The 23,412-nt window shown below is 52.8% G+C and carries 20 protein-coding genes; 5 read left to right on the top strand and 15 right to left on the bottom strand.

Features of this window, described 5'->3' with window-relative positions:
• The first annotated feature begins 10 nt into the window (after positions 1-10).
• Genes B4W65_RS07240 through B4W65_RS07225 form a run of 4 tightly spaced genes read left to right on the top strand, consistent with a single transcriptional unit; the run spans position 11 to position 4,126 of the window.
• On the top strand, positions 11-1,348 hold the full coding sequence (locus B4W65_RS07240; protein WP_088654466.1) for an ABC transporter permease: 1,338 nt from the start codon (positions 11-13) through the stop codon (positions 1,346-1,348).
• A gap of 54 nt (positions 1,349-1,402) precedes the next feature.
• Positions 1,403-2,341, top strand: coding sequence for a Ppx/GppA phosphatase family protein (locus B4W65_RS07235; protein WP_088654465.1), 939 nt, complete (start codon positions 1,403-1,405; stop codon positions 2,339-2,341).
• A 28-nt stretch (positions 2,342-2,369) separates the two neighbouring features.
• Positions 2,370-3,533, top strand: a complete 1,164-nt coding sequence (locus B4W65_RS07230) for a sigma-54-dependent transcriptional regulator (protein WP_088654464.1) — start codon at positions 2,370-2,372, stop codon at positions 3,531-3,533.
• Positions 3,534-3,580: 47 nt separating this feature from the next.
• Complete coding sequence (locus tag B4W65_RS07225) at positions 3,581-4,126, top strand: hypothetical protein (protein ID WP_088654463.1); 546 nt, start codon at positions 3,581-3,583, stop codon at positions 4,124-4,126.
• 12 nt (positions 4,127-4,138) lie between these two features.
• Here B4W65_RS07225 and B4W65_RS07220 read toward each other — a convergent pair whose 3' ends face one another.
• From B4W65_RS07220 to B4W65_RS07205, 4 genes are read right to left on the bottom strand one after another with little or no spacing between them, the layout of a single operon-like run.
• Complete coding sequence (locus tag B4W65_RS07220; RefSeq protein ID WP_088654462.1) at positions 4,139-5,338, bottom strand: rhodanese-like domain-containing protein; 1,200 nt, start codon at positions 5,336-5,338, stop codon at positions 4,139-4,141.
• Positions 5,339-5,369: 31 nt separating this feature from the next.
• Complete coding sequence (locus tag B4W65_RS07215; protein ID WP_088654461.1) at positions 5,370-5,888, bottom strand: YeeE/YedE thiosulfate transporter family protein; 519 nt, start codon at positions 5,886-5,888, stop codon at positions 5,370-5,372.
• 10 nt (positions 5,889-5,898) lie between these two features.
• Positions 5,899-6,519: a cytochrome b/b6 domain-containing protein gene (locus tag B4W65_RS07210; protein ID WP_088654460.1), complete on the bottom strand. Its 621-nt coding sequence runs from the start codon at positions 6,517-6,519 to the stop codon at positions 5,899-5,901.
• 21 nt (positions 6,520-6,540) lie between these two features.
• A complete protein-coding gene (locus B4W65_RS07205; protein ID WP_088654459.1) occupies positions 6,541-8,121 on the bottom strand; it encodes a tetrathionate reductase family octaheme c-type cytochrome in 1,581 nt (526 codons plus the stop codon).
• Between the two features lie 284 nt (positions 8,122-8,405).
• Here B4W65_RS07205 and lpxA point away from each other — a divergent pair, with 284 nt between their 5' ends.
• Positions 8,406-9,221 carry an acyl-ACP--UDP-N-acetylglucosamine O-acyltransferase gene (gene lpxA, locus B4W65_RS07200; protein ID WP_088654458.1) on the top strand — a complete coding sequence of 272 codons (816 nt, stop codon included), beginning with the start codon at positions 8,406-8,408 and terminating at the stop codon, positions 9,219-9,221.
• Between the two features lie 79 nt (positions 9,222-9,300).
• Here lpxA and B4W65_RS07195 read toward each other — a convergent pair whose 3' ends face one another.
• From B4W65_RS07195 to proC, 11 genes are all read right to left on the bottom strand, one after another.
• Positions 9,301-10,581 (bottom strand): hypothetical protein, encoded by a 1,281-nt coding sequence (locus B4W65_RS07195; RefSeq protein ID WP_088654457.1) that lies wholly within the window; start codon positions 10,579-10,581, stop codon positions 9,301-9,303.
• Between the two features lie 10 nt (positions 10,582-10,591).
• On the bottom strand, positions 10,592-12,991 hold the full coding sequence (locus B4W65_RS07190) for a TonB-dependent receptor (protein ID WP_088654456.1): 2,400 nt from the start codon (positions 12,989-12,991) through the stop codon (positions 10,592-10,594).
• Between the two features lie 253 nt (positions 12,992-13,244).
• Positions 13,245-14,342, bottom strand: a complete 1,098-nt coding sequence (gene carA / locus B4W65_RS07185; protein WP_088654455.1) for a glutamine-hydrolyzing carbamoyl-phosphate synthase small subunit — start codon at positions 14,340-14,342, stop codon at positions 13,245-13,247.
• Between the two features lie 217 nt (positions 14,343-14,559).
• Positions 14,560-15,909 (bottom strand): citrate synthase, encoded by a 1,350-nt coding sequence (locus tag B4W65_RS07180; RefSeq protein WP_088654454.1) that lies wholly within the window; start codon positions 15,907-15,909, stop codon positions 14,560-14,562.
• Between the two features lie 12 nt (positions 15,910-15,921).
• On the bottom strand, positions 15,922-17,256 hold the full coding sequence (gene argH / locus B4W65_RS07175; protein ID WP_088654453.1) for an argininosuccinate lyase: 1,335 nt from the start codon (positions 17,254-17,256) through the stop codon (positions 15,922-15,924).
• Between the two features lie 23 nt (positions 17,257-17,279).
• Positions 17,280-18,344 (bottom strand): M20 family metallo-hydrolase, encoded by a 1,065-nt coding sequence (locus B4W65_RS07170; protein ID WP_088654452.1) that lies wholly within the window; start codon positions 18,342-18,344, stop codon positions 17,280-17,282.
• Between the two features lie 32 nt (positions 18,345-18,376).
• Positions 18,377-19,162, bottom strand: a complete 786-nt coding sequence (gene argB, locus B4W65_RS07165) for an acetylglutamate kinase (protein WP_088654451.1) — start codon at positions 19,160-19,162, stop codon at positions 18,377-18,379.
• A gap of 22 nt (positions 19,163-19,184) precedes the next feature.
• Positions 19,185-20,150, bottom strand: coding sequence for an N-acetylornithine carbamoyltransferase (locus B4W65_RS07160; RefSeq protein WP_088654450.1), 966 nt, complete (start codon positions 20,148-20,150; stop codon positions 19,185-19,187).
• Between the two features lie 50 nt (positions 20,151-20,200).
• Positions 20,201-21,448 (bottom strand): glutamate-5-semialdehyde dehydrogenase, encoded by a 1,248-nt coding sequence (locus tag B4W65_RS07155; protein ID WP_088654449.1) that lies wholly within the window; start codon positions 21,446-21,448, stop codon positions 20,201-20,203.
• Between the two features lie 30 nt (positions 21,449-21,478).
• Positions 21,479-22,576: a glutamate 5-kinase gene (gene proB / locus B4W65_RS07150; protein ID WP_088654448.1), complete on the bottom strand. Its 1,098-nt coding sequence runs from the start codon at positions 22,574-22,576 to the stop codon at positions 21,479-21,481.
• Positions 22,573-23,376: a pyrroline-5-carboxylate reductase gene (gene proC, locus B4W65_RS07145; RefSeq protein ID WP_088654447.1), complete on the bottom strand. Its 804-nt coding sequence runs from the start codon at positions 23,374-23,376 to the stop codon at positions 22,573-22,575. Before proC ends, proB begins: the two co-directional genes overlap by 4 nt.
• Between the last annotated feature and the right edge of the window lie 36 nt (positions 23,377-23,412).

Here is a 23,412-nt window from a genome sequence, read left to right as displayed (position 1 = left end):
CTGCCTTACCATGAACAATAAAATATCCCTGATACTGCAACGTGAATATCTGACCCGCGTCCGTAAAAAGAGCTTCATCATCATGACCCTTCTGGGCCCCCTTCTTTTTGCGGCAATGATGTTGATACCAGCCTGGATCGGTTCGATGGAAGACGAAGAGGAAAAGAAAATAGCTGTATTTGACTACACTGGTCTGTACACCGACCAAATAGACAACACCAACCTGATGGTCTTCGACTACCTCGATCCGGAATCGGAACCCGCATTACGTGAGGACTTTTCCAACTCGGGCTACTTTGCCTACCTGGTCATCAGCGACAATCTGTTGGACAAACCCGATGCCCTCCGCCTGTTTTCCGACAAACAGATTACGATGGAAGTACGCCAACACATCAACGGACGTTTGCGGGACTATTTGCGGGGGGAGAAACTGCGCAGCTTTGAGATGGAGGGACTCGACGAAGTCATTGCAGCCATCAATCAGGTAGGCGTCAACATCACCACCATCAAACTGGGAGAGGACGGCAGCGAAAGGGAGACTTCCTCCGAAATGGCTATGGTTGTAAGTATGATTTTTGCTTTCGTAATGTACATGTTCGTCTTCATTTACGGCACTCAGGTGATGCGGGGCGTAATGGAAGAAAAAACGAGTCGCATTGTGGAGGTCATCGTATCTTCGGTAAAACCATTTCAACTGATGTTGGGCAAGATCATAGGCATTGCCTTGGTGGCGCTTACCCAGGTGGCCTTATGGGTGGGACTCACCCTGCTGATCGTGAGTGGCATGAAAATGGTTTTTCAGTCGGACAAGGTCGAAACCAGCCCACAGGGAACCGAAATGGTGAGTACAGCCACCGCCGAGCAGGCAGCCAGCGCAGGAAACTTTGATTTCAGCAAGGTGCTGAATATGGCTAAGAGTATGAATCCGGCTTTAACCCTCGGCTTGTTTTTAATCTACTTTTTGGGTGGCTACCTGCTTTACGCCTCCCTTTTTGCAGCCATTGGCGCAGCCATCGACAACGAAACAGATTCTCAACAATTCATGTTTCCCATTACCATCCCCATCATTATTGCCCTCTACGTGGCCATGGCCGCCTTCCGCAACCCCCACAGCGACATGGTGTTTTGGTTTTCGATGTTTCCGCTCACCTCTCCCATTGTTATGATGGCCCGGGCGCCCTTCGACGTTCCCTTTTGGCAATTGGGTCTGTCCATCGGACTCCTGGTAGCAGGCTTTCTGCTGAGCACCTGGTTTGCGGGACGCATCTACCGCACCGGCATACTGATGTATGGCAAAAAAGTCAACTACAAGGAATTGTGGAAATGGTTTCGCTATTCGGGTAAATAAGCGGGATGTAATCCGATTTTTAATACCTTTGAAGATTACCTAGTCGGACAAGTGATGGAAAAGACACGTGTAGCAATTATTGATCTGGGTACCAACACCTTTAACCTGCTTATAACAGAGGTAGAAGGCAGTTCGTACCACATACTGACCGAATCAAAATACCCGGCCAAACTCGGAAAGGGGGGCATACACAAAGCCACCATAACTCCGGAAGCGATGAAACGGGGACTGGAAGCCCTGACTTCGCACCTGATTACCATTTCGGAATACCAGGTGGAGAGCATTTTTTGCTTTGCCACCTCGGCCATAAGAAGTGCCACCAACGGGGCCGAGTTTGTAAAGAAGGTGAAACAGGAACTGGGGCTGACCATACGGGTGATTCCGGGCGATGAAGAAGCCCAAACCATCTTTGATGGCGTAAAACAGGTGGTGCCCCTGGGCAGCGCCTACGCACTGATTATGGACATTGGTGGCGGCAGTGTAGAATTCATCATTGCCAATAAAAACGGCATTGCCTGGAAGGACAGCTACAATCTGGGCGTGGCACGCCTGCTGGAGCAGTTTGCCCCCTCCGACCCCATCACAACCAAGGAAAGTGAGGCCATAGAAAAACACCTGGCGACGAACCTGAGTTCCCTCTTGGATGCCTGCGACCGCTTTCCCATTGCCAGACTTATTGGCTCGTCGGGCTCCTTCGATACTCTTGCCGCAGTAATTGCTCGCAAAGACTACCCCCTGATGGAGCTCTCCAAAATCACCTCTTTTAAACTGGAACCCGAGGCCCTGCTCGCCACCCACCGACTGTTGCTCACCAGCACCATCGAGGAGCGCCGAACCCTTCCGGGTATGGATCCCGATCGGGTAGAAAACATCGTTCCGGCCAGCATCATTGTTCAATGGGTACTGCAACAAATTAAACCTGCGGAAGTCTGGCAATGCTCTTTTGCGCTCAAGGAAGGCGCCATACTGCAGATCATCAACAGCGAATTATAACCCCTCTATTTCGAGAAGAAGAAGGCATATGTCGAAAATACTTGTCATTGACGATCAAAAAAGCATCAGGAACACCCTCCACGAAATACTGGAGTACGAAAAGCACGAAGTCAGTCTGGCAGCCACCGGCCCCGAAGGTCTGGAACTCTTTGCTGCCCACAAATTTGACATTGTTTTGTGCGACATTAAGATGCCCGGAATGGACGGCATGGAAGTGCTCCAGCACCTTATGGAAAAGAGCAACGACACGCCGGTCATCATGATTTCGGGCCACGGCAACATCGACACGGCCGTGGAAGCCATTAAAAAAGGGGCTTACGATTTTATCGAGAAACCCCTGGACCTGAATCGCTTACTGGTTACCATACGCAATGCCGTGGAGCGCAAAGATTTGGTTACTGAAACCAGGGTGCTGCGTAAAAAAGTTGCAAAGACCTTTGATATGGTGGGAGAATCACCCGCCATTACAGCGGTGAAAGAGATGATTGACAAGGTGGCCCCCACCGATGCCAGAGTGCTGATTACGGGGAGCAACGGCACAGGCAAGGAACTGGTGGCCCGTTGGCTGCATGAAAAGAGTCGGCGAGCGGACCAGCCCTTTGTGGAAGTCAACTGCGCAGCCATCCCTTCCGAATTGATTGAGAGCGAACTTTTTGGTCACGAAAAAGGCGCCTTTACCTCTGCCGTTAAACAACGCAAAGGAAAGTTTGAACAAGCCAACGGCGGCACCCTCTTTCTCGACGAAATCGGTGATATGAGTCTGGCTGCCCAGGCCAAAGTATTGCGTGCCTTGCAGGAGAACGTTATTTCGAGGGTAGGCAGCGATAAGGACATTAAAGTAGATGTAAGGGTACTGGCGGCCACCAATAAAAATTTACAGGACGAAATTAAGGCCGGCGCTTTCAGGGAGGACCTCTACCACCGTTTGAGTGTAATTCTGATTCATGTACCGGGGCTCAACGAACGCAAGGAGGACATTCCCTTGCTCACCGAGCACTTCAACCGCCTCATCAGTGAAGAGCTGGGCCTGGCACAGCACAGTTTTGACGACAGTGCCATTAAGGCTTTACAGGAACTATCGTGGACGGGCAACATTCGTGAATTCAGAAATGTTATAGAGCGCTTGCTGATCCTTTGCAACGACACCATCACCGCCAAGGAAGTAAAAGCCTATGCAACACCCGTTTGGTAGAATCATTTTTTTTGTACCTTAGCTTCTGTAAACCATTTACACAATCAATGGAAAAGGACTTCGGATTCACCTACAAATTGACCGAAACCGGGAAGGCTCAAGGCGTATTTTCGCTGGCAGGGCAAAAACTCCCTTTTGAAACCGTGAACGCCAGTAACCCCATTGGCGACCTGTTAAAAGCTATGGTTTCATTGATTCAGGAACCGGCTCACCTTTGGGATGAGGAAAATGCGGCAGCCGTGGAGTGGTACAGCGACAACCACCTGCTGGTGTTGGAATTCTCCTCGCAGGATGGCAAAGCCATTGACTTAAGCATTACACGCAACAGTGCCCCCTTTGGAGAGGAGTCAGAGCCCCTTAGTCTTTCAGGAACCATCGCCCTGGAAGATTTCTGCCTGGCCATCGTACAAGAACTGGACAGACTGATAAAAAACATCGGCCTGTTGAATTACGCCCAACAGTGGCAAAGCGACGAGTTCCCACTTACCTGGTTTCTCATCCTTAAAAAATACCTCATTGGATGGAAGCGTTGGAAACCCTCTCCGGAAGAAGCCGATGTACTGGAGAGTGAGTTTATGATGATTCTGCACTAGTCGCTGCCCGACTCAGCTGCATCCCCCTTGTACCACACGTACTTTCTTTTCGATGGGTTGGGCCCGGACCGAAACTGCCGCCTGTATCTCTTCCATCTTTCGGGCCGCTTCCTCACGAAATACCCGAACGGTTAATTGCTGTCGCGTAGGCTCCAGCGGCAAGGGCTCGGGAGCAAAGAAAAGTTGTTGAAACTCCGCTGCGCTCTCCCGCAAAGCCAGTCCCTGATCGTCGCCGTGAAACCGGGCCAGGAGACAAGCCCTCTTGGTGGTTTCAAAATCATTACCGTAAAACACATTGGCCTTAAGGCGCTGCCTGAACAAGGGACGGTATTCCAATTGATCCAAATCCTCCAGGGGAATATTGATGGCCGTAGCAATATGAAAAGCCTCATACTCTGCCCGACTGCGCACATCAATAATGTTGTAGGCAAAATAGTTGTTGATTAATTCATAGGCCAATTTATCGGCATCGATGATGCTGGGCTGGCACTCTCCCGAAGCAGCACGCTGTTCGAGGCGCGCCATTACATACTCATCGCGCGAAGGCGTCAACATCACCAGCAGCACCACGCCTATGGGCACGGCCACAGCAGTAAGCACACGCCGGCGCGAGAAGGCAAGCAGTTCGTTGGGCGCCGCAGTGACCCGGTGCTGTATCCAGGATACGGCGGCAAAAGCAGCCAGGGCCACTAAAGTCAACACCAGCGCCCATTGGGCCCGCGAAAGCCCCAGGGCTTCATTAATCAAAACGGCCCCCCTGCTGTCGGCCTTATAAAAATCCTCCAACCAGGTAAAACCTTCCATAAACAAAAAGATGCCCAAAACCGAGCCGCCAATGAAGGCCATGGCATCGACCTTGCCAATGGCCGCCGCACACACGCTGGTACCGGGACAAAAGCCGCCGATGATGAAACCCGCCCCCATAATGAGTCCCCCCACCAAAGCCGAACGCACAAAAAAGGGATTTACAAAAATGTATTCCAGATTGAGCAAGCCCAAATGACCCAGCAATAAAATGCCAATCATGGCGGTGACTCCGGCGGTAAAAAACACTTTGAGCACCGTAAAGTCGTAGCCATAAAACAAACCCACCAGCTTTCGGGTACTGGAAAACCCGGCCTGCTCGAGGGCAAAGCCAAAGCCTACGCCCATCACCAGGGCAACTACATACGAAAACTCATTACTCAACAAATCCGGTACTAAGGGTCCCATAATTCGAGTTTTTAAAAAAACACCAGCTTAACTAACGCAGCCACAGGCGACGAAAAAACCAGGCCAGGGCATAAGCCCCGCCAAAAATAGCCATCATAGTTACTATGCCGCCCAGCGACATAACGGCCATACCACTCAAGGCCGAACCACTGGTACAGCCCCTGCCCAACTGACTGCCAAAACCGAACAGCAAGCCGCCCAAAATGGCGGTAAGTATTCGGGTTTTATTGGTCACGCGCGGCCCCTTCTCCAGCTTAAGGCCAATCCGGTTGGACAGTAAACCGGAGATAAAAGCCCCAATAAGGACGCCCAGTACCTCGAAGACCAACCACGACTTCATGGGCCCGTCGGGATGCTCCGCTGCGTAGTCGCGATACACGGCAGCCGACTGGTAATGCGTCGGAGCTACAGCCTTTACACTGGTAGCCACCACACTCTTTACCGCACCACTGGCACCCAGTCCCCGCCCGGTTATGTAAACCGTTGCCAGCAAAACGAGGCCCAACAAAACGCCGGCCACATAGGGGTTCATATAACTTGTCGCTTTCATAAAGTCGATCTTATTCCGATTTATCTTCTTCCAACTCTTCATAACCCGTCAGCATGGCCTTAATATTGGCCAGGGGGGTAGCTCCGGTGGTGGTCATATACACATGAATAATCACAAACATGAGCAGCAGGTAGGCCCCCAGGGTATGCAACCAGGCCACCCACTCCAGCGGAATTTCACTGATCAGCACCATATCGTTGGCATCAATGCTTCGATGAAACATATAAAGAAGACCCGTGGACACCAACAAGGGCGCCATAAGCAATTTAAAACCCAAATAAGTGAGGGCCTGCAAGGGATTCAGCTTATTGCGCAGCGTTTTGTGGGTTGGATGCGGCTCACCCTTGAACATCCCATAAGTGTAATACCGCAACTGAGCTTGTAATTTACTGAGCTGGGGCCTATACTGACGCCATTCGCCGGTCGTGATGTGCCAAAAAATGGAAAAAACAATGAGTCCCAACAACAGCCAGGCTGCATAACGGTGATAAATCACCGCCTTTTCGAAACCAAAGAGGTAAATGCTGCCGTGTACTTCAAAGCCGGTGAGCGCCAAAAAAAGGATCAAAACGGCTTGCGACCAGTGCCAAAAGCGCTCAAATTGTTTGTAAACATAAACCAGTTGTGCCATAACCTACGCAATTTTCTTCGCTTATTGAATGTCTTCTGATTTCATTTTATTGTTGCGCAAGGCCGAAACAAAGCGCAGCAAGGCATGCACCAAAACGCCCAAAATTGCGCCCAACAAAAGCAGGCGACCCAGCACATGAATGCCTGCATGCTTGTCGCGCCCCGGCAGGTAAAAGTCATTCAGTCCCGCCAAACGCCCTCCTTCCCGTGTATGACATTCGGCACAAGTCAAAGACTCCCCCTTGGGCGCCACCATATGGTTGACCGGCCAATACATTTCTGTGGGAATAAAGCTGTACTCCCCGCTGTAGGGCAGACCCGCTTCCTGCATACCGGCAGCTGCCGCTGCATCCCAGTCGAGGTCCTGCCAAAAGGCGCTGTCGCCTTTGGCTTCGCTCCACAACTTGGGCTGAATCAGCATCTCCGTATTCGGATCATAAATTTGGTCGCCCCGGTGTACTTTAACGGGGATGATTTTCGACTCCCGATCACGGGCGATGCCCAGCAGCCGGTTCACCTGAAGCGGAATGCTGTCCACCTTATCGCCCAAAATGTAGTGGGTGGCGTGACCGTTGAACCAATAGTACTCGGGCTCCACATGGGTGGCCCATTCGAAGGAGCCTTTAATGGACAGGTAGATTTCACGCCCCATAGAATCGACTTCGGAGAAGGGTTGACCGTCTTTGAGCTGACCGGCCTCGGACCAGCGCCAGGCCATCTTGGTGGGGTTTTCCTTGGCGTAGGTGGGAATGTGACAGGTTTGACAGGCTATGCGTCCGGTATGCACATCGAGCATACGGTCGTTGTGGGGCGTGGTGGTGTGACATTCCTCACACGACAGGCGATTGACGTGGGTGGAAGACACCGAATACAAAGTCCCCTTCATTCGATGGTTTTCGGCGGTATGACAATCCACACAGGTCATATTGATGCCGTTGGCCGCCATGTGTACATCCACCGACCGGTCGGCAGTCAATAAAGCATCTTCCAAATCACCATGCTTCACGTTGTTGCCGCCGCCGCCATAAAAGTGGCAGGCTCCGCAGTTGATGTTTCCGGGGCGACCCACGCTTTGTGCTACCCGCGACAGATTGACCGAACGGTCGGGATAACCCGCCGTTGACGCACCCTTAATGTATTCCTCACTGTGGTCGTGACAAACCATACAATCGACATTGCGCGCATTTTCAAAATCGAAACGGTTGTTGCTCATCCCAAATCCGATGTGACAGCGGGCGCAGGATTGCTGGTTGGAGTTGGTGCCGATACAAAAATTATTGAGCACATTTTGCTTCCCCATACGTTCGATGCCCCTACCTTCCACATAGGAAATACGCTCCCAATTCCAATGGTTAGAAGCCATAACCTCTTTGTGTCGCTCATTGTGACAGGCAATACAGGCCTCAGTAACTTCCTGCGGCGTAGCAAACTCCTTTTGCAACTCTTCAAAACGGGTATGATCCACCGAAGCAATGGGCTTCACCGAATAGGTCTGCTGCAATTGCAACTGCGTAAGATTGGGCATGGGCGGCCTATGGAAAAGATGCACCGCCATTACAAAAAGCACCAACACCAAAGCTATGGGTAAAACAATCTTTTTCATCGGTCTCCTGATTACAACAACTCTATCTATACAGTTATCTAAATTTAAAAATACAAAACATTTTTTGCACAAACATCAACAGTGCTTGATTTACAGTTAGTTTGAATTTAATCTAAATTAACAACCCGCGATCGATAAAAAAAGATCATTTTTTTTGCCCTGCCGGTACGTGTGCAAGCCGACTGACTTGTCCTACTACAGATAACCCAAAAATTAAATTCATTATTTGGCCGGTACGGGACCCTCCCGCAGCCCGGCTTTTGTTGTTTAAACAATTCAAAGGAATGGAGCAGCAGATTTCACCGCGCGCGGAGATTCATCCCGAAGCTGTTTTGGGAAAAAACGTAACAGTAGAAGCATTTGCAAAAATTGACAAGGATGTGATTATTGGCGACGGCACCTGGATTGGAGCCAATGCCACCATTTATCCCGGCGCCCGAATCGGCAGGGATTGCAAGATATTTCCGGGAGCGGTAATTGCCGCCATCCCGCAGGATTTGAAATTCAAAGGCGAATACAGCACCGTTGAAATTGGCAACAACACCACGGTACGTGAGTACGTGACCATCAACCGCGGTACAGCCTCCAAGGGCTTTACCAAGGTGGGCGACAACACCCTGCTGATGGCCTACACGCACCTGGGACACGACACCGAAGTCGGCAACAATTGTGTCATTGCCAACAGTGTGCAAATTGCCGGCGAAGTAGAGGTGGAAGATTGGGCCGTGATTGGCGGCTCGAGTGCCATTCACCAGTTTGTGCGCATTGGCGCCCACGCCATGGTTTCGGGCATGGCGGGTGTACTGACCGACGTAGCCCCCTATACCAAAGTCTTTGGTTTACCGGCAGCCTATATGGGCATCAACTACACTGGTCTAAAACGCCGGGGTTACAGCCGCGAGCAGATTGAAGCCATCCACGACACCTACCGGGTTTTTTACCAAAGGGGCATGAATGCTTCCCAGGCGGTAGCCTACATGGCCGACTACCTGCCGGCAAGTGCCGAACGTGATCAAATCATGGATTTCATCAAGGCATCTAAGCGTGGCGTGATTCGCAACAGCTTTAAAAAATCTGCTGTTACCGAGGAGAGTATGTAGAAAAAACACAGACAGCAGTTTCCCAATAAAAAAACCGGAGGCCTGGGCCTCCGGTTTTTTATTTTCAGCTATTCTCCGCTTAGAATATTCCTATATAATAAGCATCTGCACCGGTCTGTATGGCTGCACCCTGCGTAAAGGCATCGGGACTGTCTGAGTCCACATCAAAAACATACACGTAACCTTGCTGCCCTACCGGAGCCAGGGCCATGTAGAACTTCCCGTCCTCCACCACACTGTATTGGTACTGCTGCAACCAAAGCCCATCGGGCACATTCAGCTCCACGGCAGTCTGCCCATACAAATCAACGCGGGCCAGTGACCAAACCGCGTCGCCAAGCGCTCCCGCTTCCAGGTCGGCAAAGGGCACATAGCCAATGCCGTTACCGGCATAAAACCAGCCGTTGGTTGTCACTTGCTTACCAAGCACTTCAGAGAGATTAAATGCGTAGCTCTCGTCGTAGGCGCCTTCCTTTATACGCAGAATAAAACAATCGTAACTGGCATCGGGCACCGAAAGCGCCTGGTAGATGTCGCCCAGCTCATCGGCGTGCGCCACCGGGGTGCGGTAGCCATTGGTTGCGCCCCTGGCACCATCGACCTGGGTGCTGATGAAGGAGGGATTGCTCATTTGCGGATAATCCACCACCAAAGTCTCCACGCTGCTGTACTGCGCCGTTTCGTTTTCTCCGGTTTCGGGGTTGTAGCGCCGCTTGGCCAAGCCGTAATAGGCCTTACCACCCGATACCACCGGGGCATCGATGCGAAAGATGTACTGATTCTTGGCCAGATCCTCTTCCGACTGTGGCAAGGGGAGTACCTCGTTACCGGTCATACCCATTCCCTCCAACTCCACCGAGACCAGGTGGGCATTGACCGAAGTGCGGATATAAGCTTCCTCCTCATCGTATACATGCTCGGTGGCAATGTGATGCAGCAGCGCATGCGCATCGTTCACCTTGGTCCACCTGGGATGGGTGGTCCCTACCGCATGTTGCACATTGGTCTCCTCTACCAACTCGTACTGTTGCGCACCTTTCACCGCATATTTAAAAACACGACCGCCGCCGTAATCGAGGTTGTACAAAAAGTGCCCATCCTGCGAGGCATAGATGCGTGCCGTACGGGTAGAGGGCACCTCAAAGCCAAAGCCATTGAAACTGATACTGCCCGTCTCCAGGTCGCTCACATTCTGCACATAGGTCTGCGAAGAACTGCCAGACCCCACGGCCAGGGCTACATGGAATATTTTCCCCTCAGGCGAAATGGCTTCGGTATTGGGGTCGTCGTCTTTATCACAAGCACTGAACACGGCGCCTACGGCAAGAAGGGCTGTCCATAAAACTGATTTTTGAAACATAATAATTGGTTTAAAGTAATGTATAAGTGATTTTTACATAAAAGGCTCTACCGGGTTTTTGCAGGGCCCAGTTGTCGAAAGCCTGTTGGTTAAAAATGTTTTTGGCATCGAGACTAAGCGCCAGGCGCTTGTCGCTCATTTGGTGGGTGATGCCCACATCCACCAGCGACTGGGTGGGCACCATGGCTTTATTGGCGCCGCCCAGACTGGCCCAATCGCGATAAAATTCGTGCACATAGGCCCAGTTGACCGAGAAGGTGGTGCGACTGTGGGGCTGCAACCCATCGTGCAGATGGTAATTAACCTGGGTGTTTATCGTAAAGAAGGGCTCATTGCGCAGGCGGTCGCCATAATAAATGTACTGCGCGCCATGCTGGTCGTACCGCTTATTAAAGCGAGCATTAAAACTGCTTACACCAACGACTGCATTCAGGTGACGCGCATAATCGTAGCCCAGCTCAGCATCAAAGCCCTTACTGAGCACCTCATCCTGGTTTTCGAAAGCAAAGGTCTCGGCATGTTGACTGGCGATGGCCTGACGGATCATATCGCGCGTTTCGCGATAAAAAAGATTGCCCTGCAAGTAGAGGCGGTGCGGACCCCAGGACAAACGCCCCAGATAAAAGCCCAGGTTGGCGTTCAAACTCCGTTCGGGTTTCAATTCGTAGGCGCTGTCGATGTTCTCCGCATCGTTCCCAAAAACCTCATTGTGCTCCGGCAGTCGCACCGCCTTCTCGGCTGAAGTCATTAAAGTCAGCCGCGGCCACAATTTGTAGGAGAATGCGGCCCCAAAGCCTCCCTCCCTGTTGCTTTTACTGTAATGAAAGGCACGCAGCACGCCCTCCTCCTTCAGGGGCTCTTCCAGAGCAATGTGCTGCTGGTAATGCTTATAGAACAAGGAACTCAAAAAACGCCCGTCGTTCCCCCAGGCACTTTCGAGGGTCAGTCCGTACACGTCCTTATCGAGACGCCGAACATCCTGAAACTGTCGTTCGGCCTGGGGACGCAGGGGATCGTCGGGCCTACGGGTAAAGTGACTGCGCAGGTAGTTGAAACTGAGGCTGTGCTGCCGCCAAAAAAGGTAGCGCACAGTACTGCGCAGTGAATAACGCGACTCGGGAGCTTCGGCCATCGTCGCTTGTCCACCCTCAGCACCCGATGCCCATTGGTCCCACTGACCATCGCCATTCAAATCCACAGGCGTTCCCAGCCAGTTGTAGATGTGAGCTACGGTATCGATGAGCACACGCGCCCGCCGCGAATAGCTTGCATTCAGAACCACATCCAGCCCCTCTGTAAACAAATCGGTCTTTTGATAACTGAGTTTACCCAGGGTGTTGTCCTGCTCACTGAAGCGATTCCCATACACCGTTTCCATTGTAGCCCCATGCTGCAACTGCTTATCGCCTGCAGACCGAACCAGTCCCACCAAAAACAAATCGGCCCAGTCCACCTCGCTGAAACCGGCATCCAGGGTAAGTCCCCCGGAACGGTAGCGATCGTGAAAACGTTCGGCCTCAACATAGTTGATTTTACCGTCGGAACCGGTCACATAAACCTTATCGCCCCAGACCTTGTAGTTGTTGTCGGAGTAATTGTAAAATCCGGAACCCCGCAGCACAAAGCCACTTTTATCGTGTCGGTAACTGCCGTTCAGGTTCCACTGATGGGTGTTGAAGGAACCAAAGCTGTAGGAGGTGGAGAGGCTGTTGCGGCCCTCCTTGCGCAGCACCATATTAATGGCACCCCCCAGGGCGTCGTCGCTCAGGTGAGCAGGCACCACGCCTTTATAGACCTCCACCCGCTCAATCATGGCAGGGGGAATGCTGCTGAGCGAAAAGGAAGAGCCGTAATTGGCCAGGGGCACCCCGTCGATGAATACCCTTACTGCGTTGCCCGACATCCCGTTGATGTTGTAGTCGACCCGCGAGCCAAGTCCCCCACCCTGCCTTATGCGTACACCTGCTGTGCGGTCCAACATCTCGTTGGCTTGCACGCTTTGAAAAGCCACATCCTTAGTTTCCACGGCGGCTACCGAAAAGCCCTGCGTTTCTATGCGGTTGCGCACAGATTGCCCGCTGACCACCACTTCGTTGAGGGCGTGGACCGAGCGATCGAGTACCACCTCGAGGGCCACCCGGTCGGTGTTGACCGCCAGCTCTAATTGCTTAGGCTCCGATTCCACAGAAGCAATTTCGAGGGTGTAGGACCCGTAGGGCAGGGCATCCAGCACAAAGGCGCCGTCCACATTGGTTACTGCATGGGCCTGCAACTCTTTCAACTGCACAATCGCGCTGATGGCAGGTTCCCCATCTGCAAAACGCACTTGTCCCACCAGGCGCCCTTGCGCTTGCGTGTGCATGATGTTGCAGCAAATAGTAAGGACCAGAAGTATAAAATAACTGCGCATAATTTCTTTTGTTTACGCTTTCGGCGATCGAACCGAAAAAGCACGCAACAAAAGTAGCTGTGAGGACTTATCCTGGCAATCCCCTATTATTAGGGTTTTAAAGCACCTGCCCAGGGCAGTCCTGAAAATAAAAAACCCGGAGCGGGGTCGCTCCGGGCCTTTATTTAAAAGGATTCTAAATAAGAAAGCTGAAAACTACGCGATATAGGTCCTCGTTTTCCTCTATGCCTACCACCACTTATGGGGATGCCGCCTACACAGCAGCCTTTCCGGCTTTGGCGGTTTCAATGAGTCCGATAAAGTCGTCGAACAGAAATTCCGTATCGGTGGGTCCGCTGGAAGCCTCGGGGTGAAACTGGGTGGAGAAAAAGGGCTTGTTCTTATGACGGATGCCCTCGTTGGTGCCGTCGTTCAAATTCACAAACAACGGCTCCCAGTCGCTTCCCAGCGAATCGGTATCCAACACAAAACCGTGGTTCTGACTGGTAATGTAGCAGGTGTCGGTGCCGACTTTTTGTACGGGGTGATTGTGGGCACGGTGACCGTATTTCAGCTTGTGGGTACCCCCTCCGGCTGCGATGCCCATCAGCTGGTTGCCCAGACAAATGCCAAAAATGGGCTTATCGCCCTGCAAAGCCTTACTGATTTGATCGATGGTGGCCTGGTACACAGCAGGGTTACCGGGACCGTTCGACAGCATAATGCCGTCGTAGTCCTCCATGCTGAAATCATGGTTCCAGGGCACCCTGATCACGGTGGTATCGCGACGCAGCAAGCAGCGCAAAATATTGTACTTGGCACCGGTATCTACCAACAAGATGCGGTGTTGGCCTTTGCCGTACTCCACTTTTGAGGGGGTACAAACCTGAGCAGCCAGATTGTCGTTGTCGGGATTGTAAAAATCCACATCCTGATTGTCCGCCACGATCTTACCCAGCAGCGGACCCTTATCGCGCAACAACTTGGTTAGCGCTCGGGTGTCGATGCCAAAGATGCCGGGAACATCTTCCTGCTTGAGCCAATCGGCCAGACTGTGCCCGGCATTCCAGTGACTGAATTCAAAAGAATAGTCAGACACCACCAGTCCGCTTACATGAATACGGTCCGATTCATAAAATTTCGGGATGCCGTTCTCCATTTCTTTGGAAGGCACCCCGTAATTACCAATGAGCGGATAAGTGGCCACCAGTATCTGGCCTTTGTAGGAGGGATCGGTGAGACTCTCCGGGTAGCCCGTCATGGCGGTATTAAAGACCACCTCTCCGGCTATGGATTTGTGACTCCCGAAGGATTTTCCGCTGAAGACGCTGCCGTCTTCCAAAACAAGTTTGATTTCTTTCGCTTCTGCCATACAGCAATCAGGTTTATCAGGAATTAGTGCACTTGTGTCGCTGACAAAGTTACGAAATACGCTGCACTTATAAAGTACCGAAAATCAAAAATGCATAATTATTCTCTTAAAAAATCAAAACAGCCCGATAATCGCATAATTATACCAGAGTGTTCGAAAAATACAAAAGCCGGTCTTCCTTAAGAAAACCGGCTTAAAAAAACAAGGCTCCATTCGATCAACTCCGCTTAGAAAGTGGCGTATAGCTCTTTTCTTCGACCACGCTCTTGTAGGCGGGACGAATAATGCGGGCGCTGGAGGAAGTTACTTCCTCAATGCGGTGAGCCGCCCAGCCCGCCACTCGAGCTATGGCAAAAATCGGCGTATACAGTTCCTCCGGAATACCCAGGCACTGATAAATAAAGCCCGAATAAAAATCCACATTGGCGGTAATCACCTTACTGTTGCTGCCCTTGTAACGGTAAAAGGCCTTGGGCGCCAGCTTTTCGATGGATTCGTACAGGTTGTACTCGTCCTCCCTGCCGGCCTGCTTGGCCAACTCCCTGGCCTGCTCCTTTAAAAGCACGCAACGCGGATCGGAAAGGGTGTAGATGGCGTGACCAATACCGTATATTTTTCCGGTACCATCAAAAGCCTTTTTGTTCAAAATCCGGTTCAGGTAGTCGTCCACCTCGTTTTCGTCGTCCCAGTTCTTCACATTCTCCTTGATGTTGTCCATCATGCGAATCACCTTGATGTTGGCTCCACCATGCAAACCTCCTTTGAGCGATCCTAAGGCAGCAGCAATGGCCGAATAAGTGTCGGTCTGCGCCGAGCTGACCACCCGGGTGGTAAAGGAAGAGTTGTTTCCCCCGCCGTGCTCGGCATGCAAAACCAGGGCCAGATCAAGGAGGTCGGCCTGCAACTTGGTGTAGCCGTTGCTTCCCTTAAGCATGTAGAGGAAGTTCTCGGCCAGACTTAAGCCGGGTTTGGGGTGACGAATAATGAGCGACTTGCGCTGAAAGGAGTGCCGCATCCCAAAGTAGGCATAGGCCACAATCACCGGAAAGCGGGCTATGAGACTGATCGACTGTCGTATCAGGTTTTCGGGGCTGTAATCTTCCGCCTTGTCGTCGTCGGTATACAAACCCAGTACGGTGCGCGCCAGCATATTCATGATGCATTTGCCCCGCAAGGAGAGAATGAGGTTCTTGGAAAGGGAGAAGTCGAGTTCCTGCTCGACTTTAATCATGTCGGTGAAGCTTTTCAGCTCCTCTTTATTGGGCAGTTTGCCCGCCAGCAGCAGGTAGGCCACTTCTTCAAACCCGTGGCGACCGTCGCTCTGAAAACCGTGTACCAGATCCTTTACCTCGTAACCCCTGTAGTAGAGTTCGCCGTTCATGGGAATGGACACCCCATTCACATCCTTAGAATAACCCACTACGTTACCAATGTTGGTGAGTCCCACCAACACGCCCGAAAAGTCGGCGTTGCGCAAACCGCGCTTTACATTGTATTGATTGTACAGTTCTTTATTGATTTCGCAGGACTGCACCGATGCTTTTGCAAGTTCTTCAAGTAAGGCCATAAACGCTGATTGTTATTGGTTCATTAAATTTTGGATGGCGGTATTTACTGTTTCAAAGTTGAAAGAGCGCTGCACGACTTCCATTTTCGCTTTGATTTGGGGAGTACACAAATTACCGAGACTGCCTGCGTGACTGTGGTGAATACTCTCAGGCACCTCAAAGTGGCCCTTTTCAATCTCTTGTCCCACCTCGCGATAGGCATCCCTAAAGGGCAGGCCCTCCAACACCCGGCGATTGACCTCCTCCACACTAAAGGCATAACGATAGCGCGGATCTTTCATCAGGTCCTTTTTCACCTCCATGTTGGCCACGGCAAAGGTGGTCAGGTCCAAACAGCTTTGCAGCTCGTCGAAGGCCGGTAAAAAAATCTCTTTAATAAGCTGCAGGTCGCGGAAGTAACCCGAGGGCAAATTGGCAGTGATCATCATAATTTGCTGCGGTAGGGCCTGCAACTTATTGCACTTGGCACGAATGAGTTCAAACACATCGGGATTTTTCTTGTGCGGCATGATGCTCGAACCGGTAGTCAGTTCGGCAGGCAAACCAATGAAGCCAAAGTTCTGACTCATATAAAGACAGGCGTCCATGGCCAGTTTTCCCACCGTAGCGGCTACCGAAGCCATGGCCATGGCCACGCTGCGCTCCATTTTGCCCCGCCCCATTTGGGCATACACCACGTTGTAACTCAGATCGTCAAAACCCAGGAGTTGCGTGGTCAGTTCGCGATCGAGCGGAAAACTGCTGCCGTAACCTGCTGCCGCACCCAATGGATTCTGATTAACAATGCGCCAGGCGGCCAGCAGCAGATGCATATCGTCGACCAGACTCTCGGCATAGGCACCAAACCAAAGTCCGAAAGAAGAAGGCATGGCCACCTGAAGGTGGGTATAGCCGGGCAACAAGTCGTCTTTATGGGCTTCACTGCGCTGTTGCAGCACCTCAAAAAGGTCGCTGATGCCAACGTTCAGCTGCATCAGTCGGTTCCGGGTGTACAACTTTAAGTCGAGCAGCACCTGATCGTTGCGCGAGCGGCCACTGTGCACCTTCTTACCCACATCGCCCAGGGCCTGAGTCAGCAGCAGCTCCACCTGGGAGTGCACATCTTCTATCCCCTCTTCAATGACAAAACCCTGCTCCTGTGTTTGCTGGTACAGCACCTTAAGCTGCGGCAGTAAAAGCGCCAATTCTTCGCGCTCAAGCAATCCTACCTTCTCCAACATAATGATGTGGGCCATGGTGCCCAGAATGTCGAAGGGGGCCAGTTCCACATCCAGTTCGCGGTCGCGCCCCACGGTAAAATCTTCTATCTTTTTATTTACGGCTGTGCCTTTATCCCAAAGCTTCATATCTTTCTGTCTTTTTACTTCAATTAAAAAACCAAACCATCCAAAAGACGGATGTAGGTGTTGATGCCATCGCGGATTTCGCTCAGGTAAATGTACTCATCGGCCGTATGTGAGCGGGCCGAATCGCCGGGTCCTATTTTCAGGGTTTCAAAGGGCAGGGTGGCCTGATCGGAGGTGGTGGGCGACCCAAAGGTCTGCAAGCCCAGGTCCTCACCCCTGCGCACCAGGGGGTGCTCACGGGATATGGAAGAGGAGTTCAATCGAAAACTGCGGGCCTTGAGCTTGCAGGGAACCTGGGCCTGCAAAAGCTCAAATACTTCCTGATTGCTGTAGCACTCATTAACGCGGACATCGACCATAAAGCTCAGCTTATCGGGCACCACATTGTGCTGCGAGCCGGCCTGTATGCCGGTGACCGTCATCTTAACCGGGCCCAGAAAAGGGGAGACTTTCTCAAATCGATAATCGCGAAAAAACTGCAAAACCGGCAGGGCCTCCATAATGGCGTTAACCCCCTCGTTGCGCGCGGCATGACCCGACTTTCCGGCGACTTCTCCATCGATCACCAGCAAGCCTTTTTCGGCTACCGCCATTTGCATTTGTGTGGGTTCCCCCACAATGCCTAAGGACAAGGGACCCAGTTCATCGAGCAGGGCAGCTACATTGTTGGGACCCGAAATTTCTTCTTCAGCTGTGGCGGCAAAAATCAGATTGTAGGCCTGGGGGCGCTGCGACAGATAGCGAAAAGCGGCCAACAAGGCCACCAAGGGGCCACCGGCATCGTTGCTGCCCAGTCCGCTCAGACGATCGCCTTCTACCACCGGAGTAAAGGGATCTTTCTGCCACTGCGCCGAAGCCTTTACGGTGTCGATGTGCGAATTGAGTAAAATGGTGGGGCGCGAAGCATCGTAGTCGGGTGCCACCACCCAACAATTGTTCATTTTCCGCCTGGGCTGCAGTCCCATCTCCTTCAAACGCAGTTCCACCAGATCTGCCGCCTGCTTCTCTTCCCTGCTGAGTGAGGGAATGGAAATGAGCATTTTGAGCAGTTCTACAGATTCATTAAACAATTCGTCGATCACCACCATATCTCATCCTTTTTTACTGAGTCCGGAAAGCCCTACAAACGGAGCAGGGTTCCGGAAAGACCACCTCCTGAAAGGCCCTCCACATTACTGATGCGCACCCGACTAACGCCCTGTTCAAGGGCCGCAAAACAATTATCGAGCTTGGGCACCATCCCATCGGCCACCACACCCTCGGCCTTCAATTGCTGGTAGTAGGCTGGTTGTATTTCCTTTATCAGCGAAGAGGGATCCTTCACATCGGTCAACACCCCCGGCAATTCAAAGCAATACACCAGAGTTACGTCATAAAAAGCCGAAAGCGCCACCGCCGTAGCCGAGGCCATGGTATCGGCATTGGTATTGAGCAGCTGGCCCGCTCCGTCGTGGGTCAGCGGCGCTATTACCGGCAGGGCTCCCGCCTGCAAAAGCGCATGCAATCCGGCCCCATCGACCTGTTCAATATCCCCTACAAAACCATAGTCCACAGCTCCCTTGGCCCGCCGTTTGGAACGAATGATGTTCATATCCGCACCGGTCATCCCCAAGGCATTGACTCCCCTGGCCTGTAAGCCCGCTACAATGTTCTTGTTCACCAGTCCCCCATACACCATGGTCACCACCTGCAACATTTCGGCATCGGTCACCCTGCGTCCTTCCACCATTTGGGTCTCCACGCCCAATCGGGCAGCCATGGCGGTGGCCGACCGGCCCCCGCCGTGTACCAACAGGCGTGCCCCTTCCATGGCAGCAAAATCATTCAGCAGGCGTGCCAGGGTTTCGGCTTCCTCCACCACTTTGCCCCCAACTTTTACCAGGGTGAGTGTTTGTTTCTTCGTCATCAACTGCTTCCTTACTTTGTTTCTAAAAATCTTCGTCTTCGGCAATGCTTTGCAGCATGCGCTTAAGCACCACCTGCATCGAGACCACCCGGTTGGCTGCTTCGGGGATAACAATGGAAGCCTCGCTGTCGATGACAGCGTCGCTCACAATCATGTTGCGCCTAACCGGCAGGCAGTGCATAAAGCGGGCCTTATTGGTCAGCGCCATCTTGGCCTCATCTACGGTCCACGAACGATCCTGACTCAATATTTGACCGTAAGAATTGTAGCTGGCCCAGTTCTTGGCGTAAATAAAATCGGCGCCCGCAAAGGCCTTCTTTTGATCGGCCTCGTAATGTACCCCGTCCATAAACTCCGGCGCCAGTTCGTAGCCGGCAGGATGGGTCACAGTCAGATCCACATCGGCCAGTTTCATCCATTCCACAAAGGAATTGGGCACAGCCTGCGGCAAGGCCCGGGGATGCGGCGCCCAGGTCAGGACCACCTTGGGTCGCTCTACCTGCTTGTACTCCTCAATGGTAAGAAGGTCGGCAAAACTCTGCAAGGGGTGACGGGTGGCCGATTCGAGACTGATGACAGGTACGCCGCTGTAGTCGATAAACTGCTGGAGAATGGGCTCGCTGTAATCGTCCTCCCGCTTTTCGAAGCGGGCAAAGGAGCGCACCCCAATGATGTCGCAATACTGACCCATTACCGGAACCGCCTCACGCAGGTGCTCCGGCTTATCGCCGTCCATAATCACGCCGAATTCGGTCTCCAATTGCCAGCCGTCCTTATTCACATCCAGCACAATCACATTCATCCCCAAATTATAAGCCGCACGTTGCGAACTCAAACGGGTACGGAGACTGGAATTAAAGAAAAGAAGGAGCAGGGTTTTGTTGCGACCCAGGGCCTGATCGGCGTAGGGATTGCTTTTCACGGCCTTGGCCTCTTCCAAAGCGGCCTTAAGGCTGCCCAAATCGGAAGGATATAAAAATCGTCTCATGCTTAAATGGTTTAATGTTGTTAGGACTGCAGCTTACTAGGGCCAGGGGTTTAGGGACGGCTCTTTCCGTCGCTTTCGACCAACCACTTGTAGCTGGTCAATTCGGGCAAAGCCATAGGACCACGTGCATGCAACTTCTGGGTACTGATGCCGATCTCGGCGCCCATGCCAAACTGCGCCCCGTCGGTAAAGGCCGTAGAAGTGTTGGCGTAAACGGCAGCAGCATCTACTTCCTTAAAAAAGCGGGCTTTGTTGGCGGCACTGGTCGTGAGAATGGCCTCACTGTGGCGGGTGCTGTAGGCGGCAATGTGGGCCAGGGCCTCATCCATATTGGCCACTGTCCGTACCGAGAGCACATAGGCCAGGTGCTCCTTGCCCCAGGACTGTTCGGTGGCTGCCTTCAGCAGCTCTTCGGGGTAAGTGCCCCGAAGTACCGCCAGCGCTGCCTCGTCGGCTTGCAACTGCACCTGCTTCTGCGCCAGGGGCGCTGCCAATTCGGGCAAATCTTTCAAGCGGTCCCGGTGCACCAGCAAGCACTCCAAGGCATTGCATACACTCACCCGGCGTGTTTTGGCATTAAAGACAATGGTCTTGCCCATTTCCAGGTCGGCCGTCTCATCGAAATAGGTATGCACCACCCCGGCACCGGTCTCAATCACCGGCACCCGGGAGTTTTCACGCACCGAGCTGATCAATCCCTGCGATCCCCTTGGAATCAAAACATCTACAAGTCCCACCGCATTCATCAACTCCGTAGCAGCCGAGCGATCGGCAGGCAAGAGCTGCATAACTTCCCGGGATATGCCGTTGTCGCGCAAGACCTCCCCAATAAGCTGTGCAATGGCCTGATTGGAATACCAGGCATCCTGTCCGCCCTTCAGCACGGCTACGTTGCCACTGCGAAAACAAAGGGCAAAGACATCGAAGGTAACGTTGGGGCGCGCTTCATAAATAACACCAACCACCCCCAGCGCCACCCGTACCTTCTGCAGTTGCAATCCATTGTCCTGCTTCCGTGCTTCGAGCACCTGTCCCAGGGGACTCTCCATACGGGCCACAGCACGCAGGTCGCCAGCGATGGCGCGAATACGCGCTTCGCTGAGCAGCAGCCGGTCGTAACGCGGATCGCTCTGCGGCATACGCTCCAGGTCCTTCGTATTGGCCTCCAACAAAGGAGCAATATTGGCTTCTGCCCGGTCGGCCAAATCCATGAGGACTTTGACATTCAGGGCTTCATCTACCTGTACCATGGCCGCCGTGGCGGCCCGTGCTTTTTCTATTTGTTCTCTGCAGGTCATAAGTCAGTAACGCTTTTGTTTGGGTTTTCTTCAGTGAAACAAAACCAGATAATCGTAATGCACCAAGGGCTTGTACTTGGTATCGAGCCGATGATCTTCAGCTCTTTTTCTGTCGTATTGGGCCTTGCCGATGCCTATCAACTGCCCCTTTTCATCCACAATCCGCAACAAATCGCCCTTTTTAAACTCGCCCTTAAATGCGGTGACACCGGCCAAAAGGAGACTGGTGGCGCGGGGCGAAAAAAGAGCGGTACGGGCTCCCGCATTGATGCTCACCTCAGCATGCGCAAAGCCGGCCGACGAGGCCATCCACTTCTTAACGGCAGGGCGCGGTTCCCCCGGCACGAAAAGGGTGTGCGGCACTTTGTTCCTGCCCAGGGCCAGATCGGTGATGATCTTGCTGCGCGTACCATTGGCAATATACACCGCAATGCCGGCTGCCGCCGTATTGCGGGCCACACGGCCCTTCGTGAGCATGCCGCCCCGCCCAAAATTACTCTTTTGCGTGGTGACGTAGGCCGACAAGTCGCCGCTGTCGGCATCAATGCGCTCGAGCAGCACGGCGCCGGGTTCTGTGGGGGGCCCGGTATACACGCCGTCCACATTGCTTAAAATAAACAAAGCCTCGGTATTCATCATTCCCGCCACCAGTCCCGCCAACTCATCGTTGTCGGTAAACATCAGCGCAGTAACCGATACCGCATCGTTCTCATTGATGATGGGCACAATGTCGTTGTCGAGCAGGACCGAAAGACAATTCTTCATATTCAAATAATGCTCTCGGGTACTGAAATCCTGCTTGGTCACCAATACCTGGGCACAAGTCATCCCGTGCGCCTCAAACAAAGCCGAGTAAGTCGTCAACAGCTTAACCTGTCCCACCGACGACAAAAGCTGCCGCTCCGACACCGGGTCTTTGGGACAGGGCGCACTGACCATACTGCGACCGGATGCCACCGCCCCGGAGGACACCAGAATAACCTTAACCCCAGCCCGATGCAACTCGGCCAATTCGGACGTAATGTGTGCCATACGCTCCCGATCGAGTCCCCCGTCGGCACGGGTCAACACATTGGACCCGATTTTTATGGTGAGGGAGCCCAGGGGCGCCTTACTTTCTGTCGTCATTGCTGTGCTTGTTCCATTTTATTACAGGCAGCCAACAGGCCCTGAATCACGGCGGGACTGAAACCCTGTTGTTCCATTTCATGGAGACCACGAATGGTTACTCCGCCGGGAGTGGCCACCTTGTCGATCTCCGTTTCGGGGTGGCTTCCTGCCTGCTCCAGCAACAGCGCTGCGCCCTTCACCGTTTGGGCCACCAATTGCTGGGCCTGGTCCGACTTAAAGCCCAATTCTACACCGCCTGTCATAGCGGCCCGGATATAGCGCAAGGCATAGGCGATGCCACAAGAAGTTAAGGCTGTAGCAGCAGCCAACTGCGACTCCGGCAACAAAAGCGCCTGTCCCACCTGACCAAACAGGTCCTGAATTACAGCTTCCTGGTGGGGACTGGCATTGAGCGAGGCGTAGCAGGTCATGGATTGCCCAACGGCTACCGCAGTATTGGGCATGGCCCGAAACAGGGGAAAACGTCCTCCACTAAGGGCTTGCAGGCGCTCCAGACCAAAGCCGGTTGCCAGGGAGACCAACAGGGCACCGGGTGCCAGTTCCGGCAAAATTTCAGCCAGCACCTCTTCCAATTGATAGGGCTTGACCACCAAAAGGACCACTGTGGCCTTACGTACGGCAGCGCAATTGTCGCTGCCGGTCTGCACCCCACGCGCAGCCAGGGCCGACAGTTTGTCGGCTTGCCTGCGGGTAACCCAGAGACTGGTGGGCTCTGCCCAGCCCGAGTTCAACAATCCTTCGGCTATGGCAGCGCCCAAATGGCCGCCGCCTATTATGGCTGTCTTATCCACTTTCATACTAAAACGATTATTTGGCTATCGAAAACGCCAGTC

The sequence above is a fragment of the Geofilum rhodophaeum genome (assembly GCF_002210225.1).
Lineage (GTDB): Bacteria > Bacteroidota > Bacteroidia > Bacteroidales > Marinilabiliaceae > Geofilum > Geofilum rhodophaeum.
Note: the sequence above shows the minus strand (reverse complement) of the source record. Positions and strands in the feature narration are given on the sequence as shown.

Excerpts from the sequence above, each read along its gene's own strand:
- proB (WP_088654448.1), bottom strand. The coding sequence starts at position 22,576 with ATGACGACAGAAAGTAAGGCGCCCCTGGGCTCCCTCACCATAAAAATC.
- B4W65_RS07240 (WP_088654466.1), top strand. The coding sequence starts at position 11 with ATGAACAATAAAATATCCCTGATACTGCAACGTGAATATCTGACCCGC.
- carA (WP_088654455.1), bottom strand. The coding sequence starts at position 14,342 with ATGGCAGAAGCGAAAGAAATCAAACTTGTTTTGGAAGACGGCAGCGTC.
- B4W65_RS07210 (WP_088654460.1), bottom strand. The coding sequence starts at position 6,519 with ATGGCACAACTGGTTTATGTTTACAAACAATTTGAGCGCTTTTGGCAC.
- B4W65_RS07235 (WP_088654465.1), top strand. The coding sequence starts at position 1,403 with ATGGAAAAGACACGTGTAGCAATTATTGATCTGGGTACCAACACCTTT.
- argH (WP_088654453.1), bottom strand. The coding sequence starts at position 17,256 with ATGAAGCTTTGGGATAAAGGCACAGCCGTAAATAAAAAGATAGAAGAT.
- B4W65_RS07215 (WP_088654461.1), bottom strand. The coding sequence starts at position 5,888 with ATGAAAGCGACAAGTTATATGAACCCCTATGTGGCCGGCGTTTTGTTG.
- proC (WP_088654447.1), bottom strand. The coding sequence starts at position 23,376 with ATGAAAGTGGATAAGACAGCCATAATAGGCGGCGGCCATTTGGGCGCT.
- argB (WP_088654451.1), bottom strand. The coding sequence starts at position 19,162 with ATGACGAAGAAACAAACACTCACCCTGGTAAAAGTTGGGGGCAAAGTG.
- B4W65_RS07180 (WP_088654454.1), bottom strand. The coding sequence starts at position 15,909 with ATGGCCTTACTTGAAGAACTTGCAAAAGCATCGGTGCAGTCCTGCGAA.
- B4W65_RS07170 (WP_088654452.1), bottom strand. The coding sequence starts at position 18,344 with ATGGTGGTGATCGACGAATTGTTTAATGAATCTGTAGAACTGCTCAAA.
- B4W65_RS07230 (WP_088654464.1), top strand. The coding sequence starts at position 2,370 with ATGTCGAAAATACTTGTCATTGACGATCAAAAAAGCATCAGGAACACC.
- B4W65_RS07220 (WP_088654462.1), bottom strand. The coding sequence starts at position 5,338 with ATGGGACCCTTAGTACCGGATTTGTTGAGTAATGAGTTTTCGTATGTA.
- B4W65_RS07190 (WP_088654456.1), bottom strand. The coding sequence starts at position 12,991 with ATGCGCAGTTATTTTATACTTCTGGTCCTTACTATTTGCTGCAACATC.
- B4W65_RS07225 (WP_088654463.1), top strand. The coding sequence starts at position 3,581 with ATGGAAAAGGACTTCGGATTCACCTACAAATTGACCGAAACCGGGAAG.
- B4W65_RS07205 (WP_088654459.1), bottom strand. The coding sequence starts at position 8,121 with ATGAAAAAGATTGTTTTACCCATAGCTTTGGTGTTGGTGCTTTTTGTA.
- B4W65_RS07195 (WP_088654457.1), bottom strand. The coding sequence starts at position 10,581 with ATGTTTCAAAAATCAGTTTTATGGACAGCCCTTCTTGCCGTAGGCGCC.
- B4W65_RS07155 (WP_088654449.1), bottom strand. The coding sequence starts at position 21,448 with ATGACCTGCAGAGAACAAATAGAAAAAGCACGGGCCGCCACGGCGGCC.
- lpxA (WP_088654458.1), top strand. The coding sequence starts at position 8,406 with ATGGAGCAGCAGATTTCACCGCGCGCGGAGATTCATCCCGAAGCTGTT.
- B4W65_RS07160 (WP_088654450.1), bottom strand. The coding sequence starts at position 20,150 with ATGAGACGATTTTTATATCCTTCCGATTTGGGCAGCCTTAAGGCCGCT.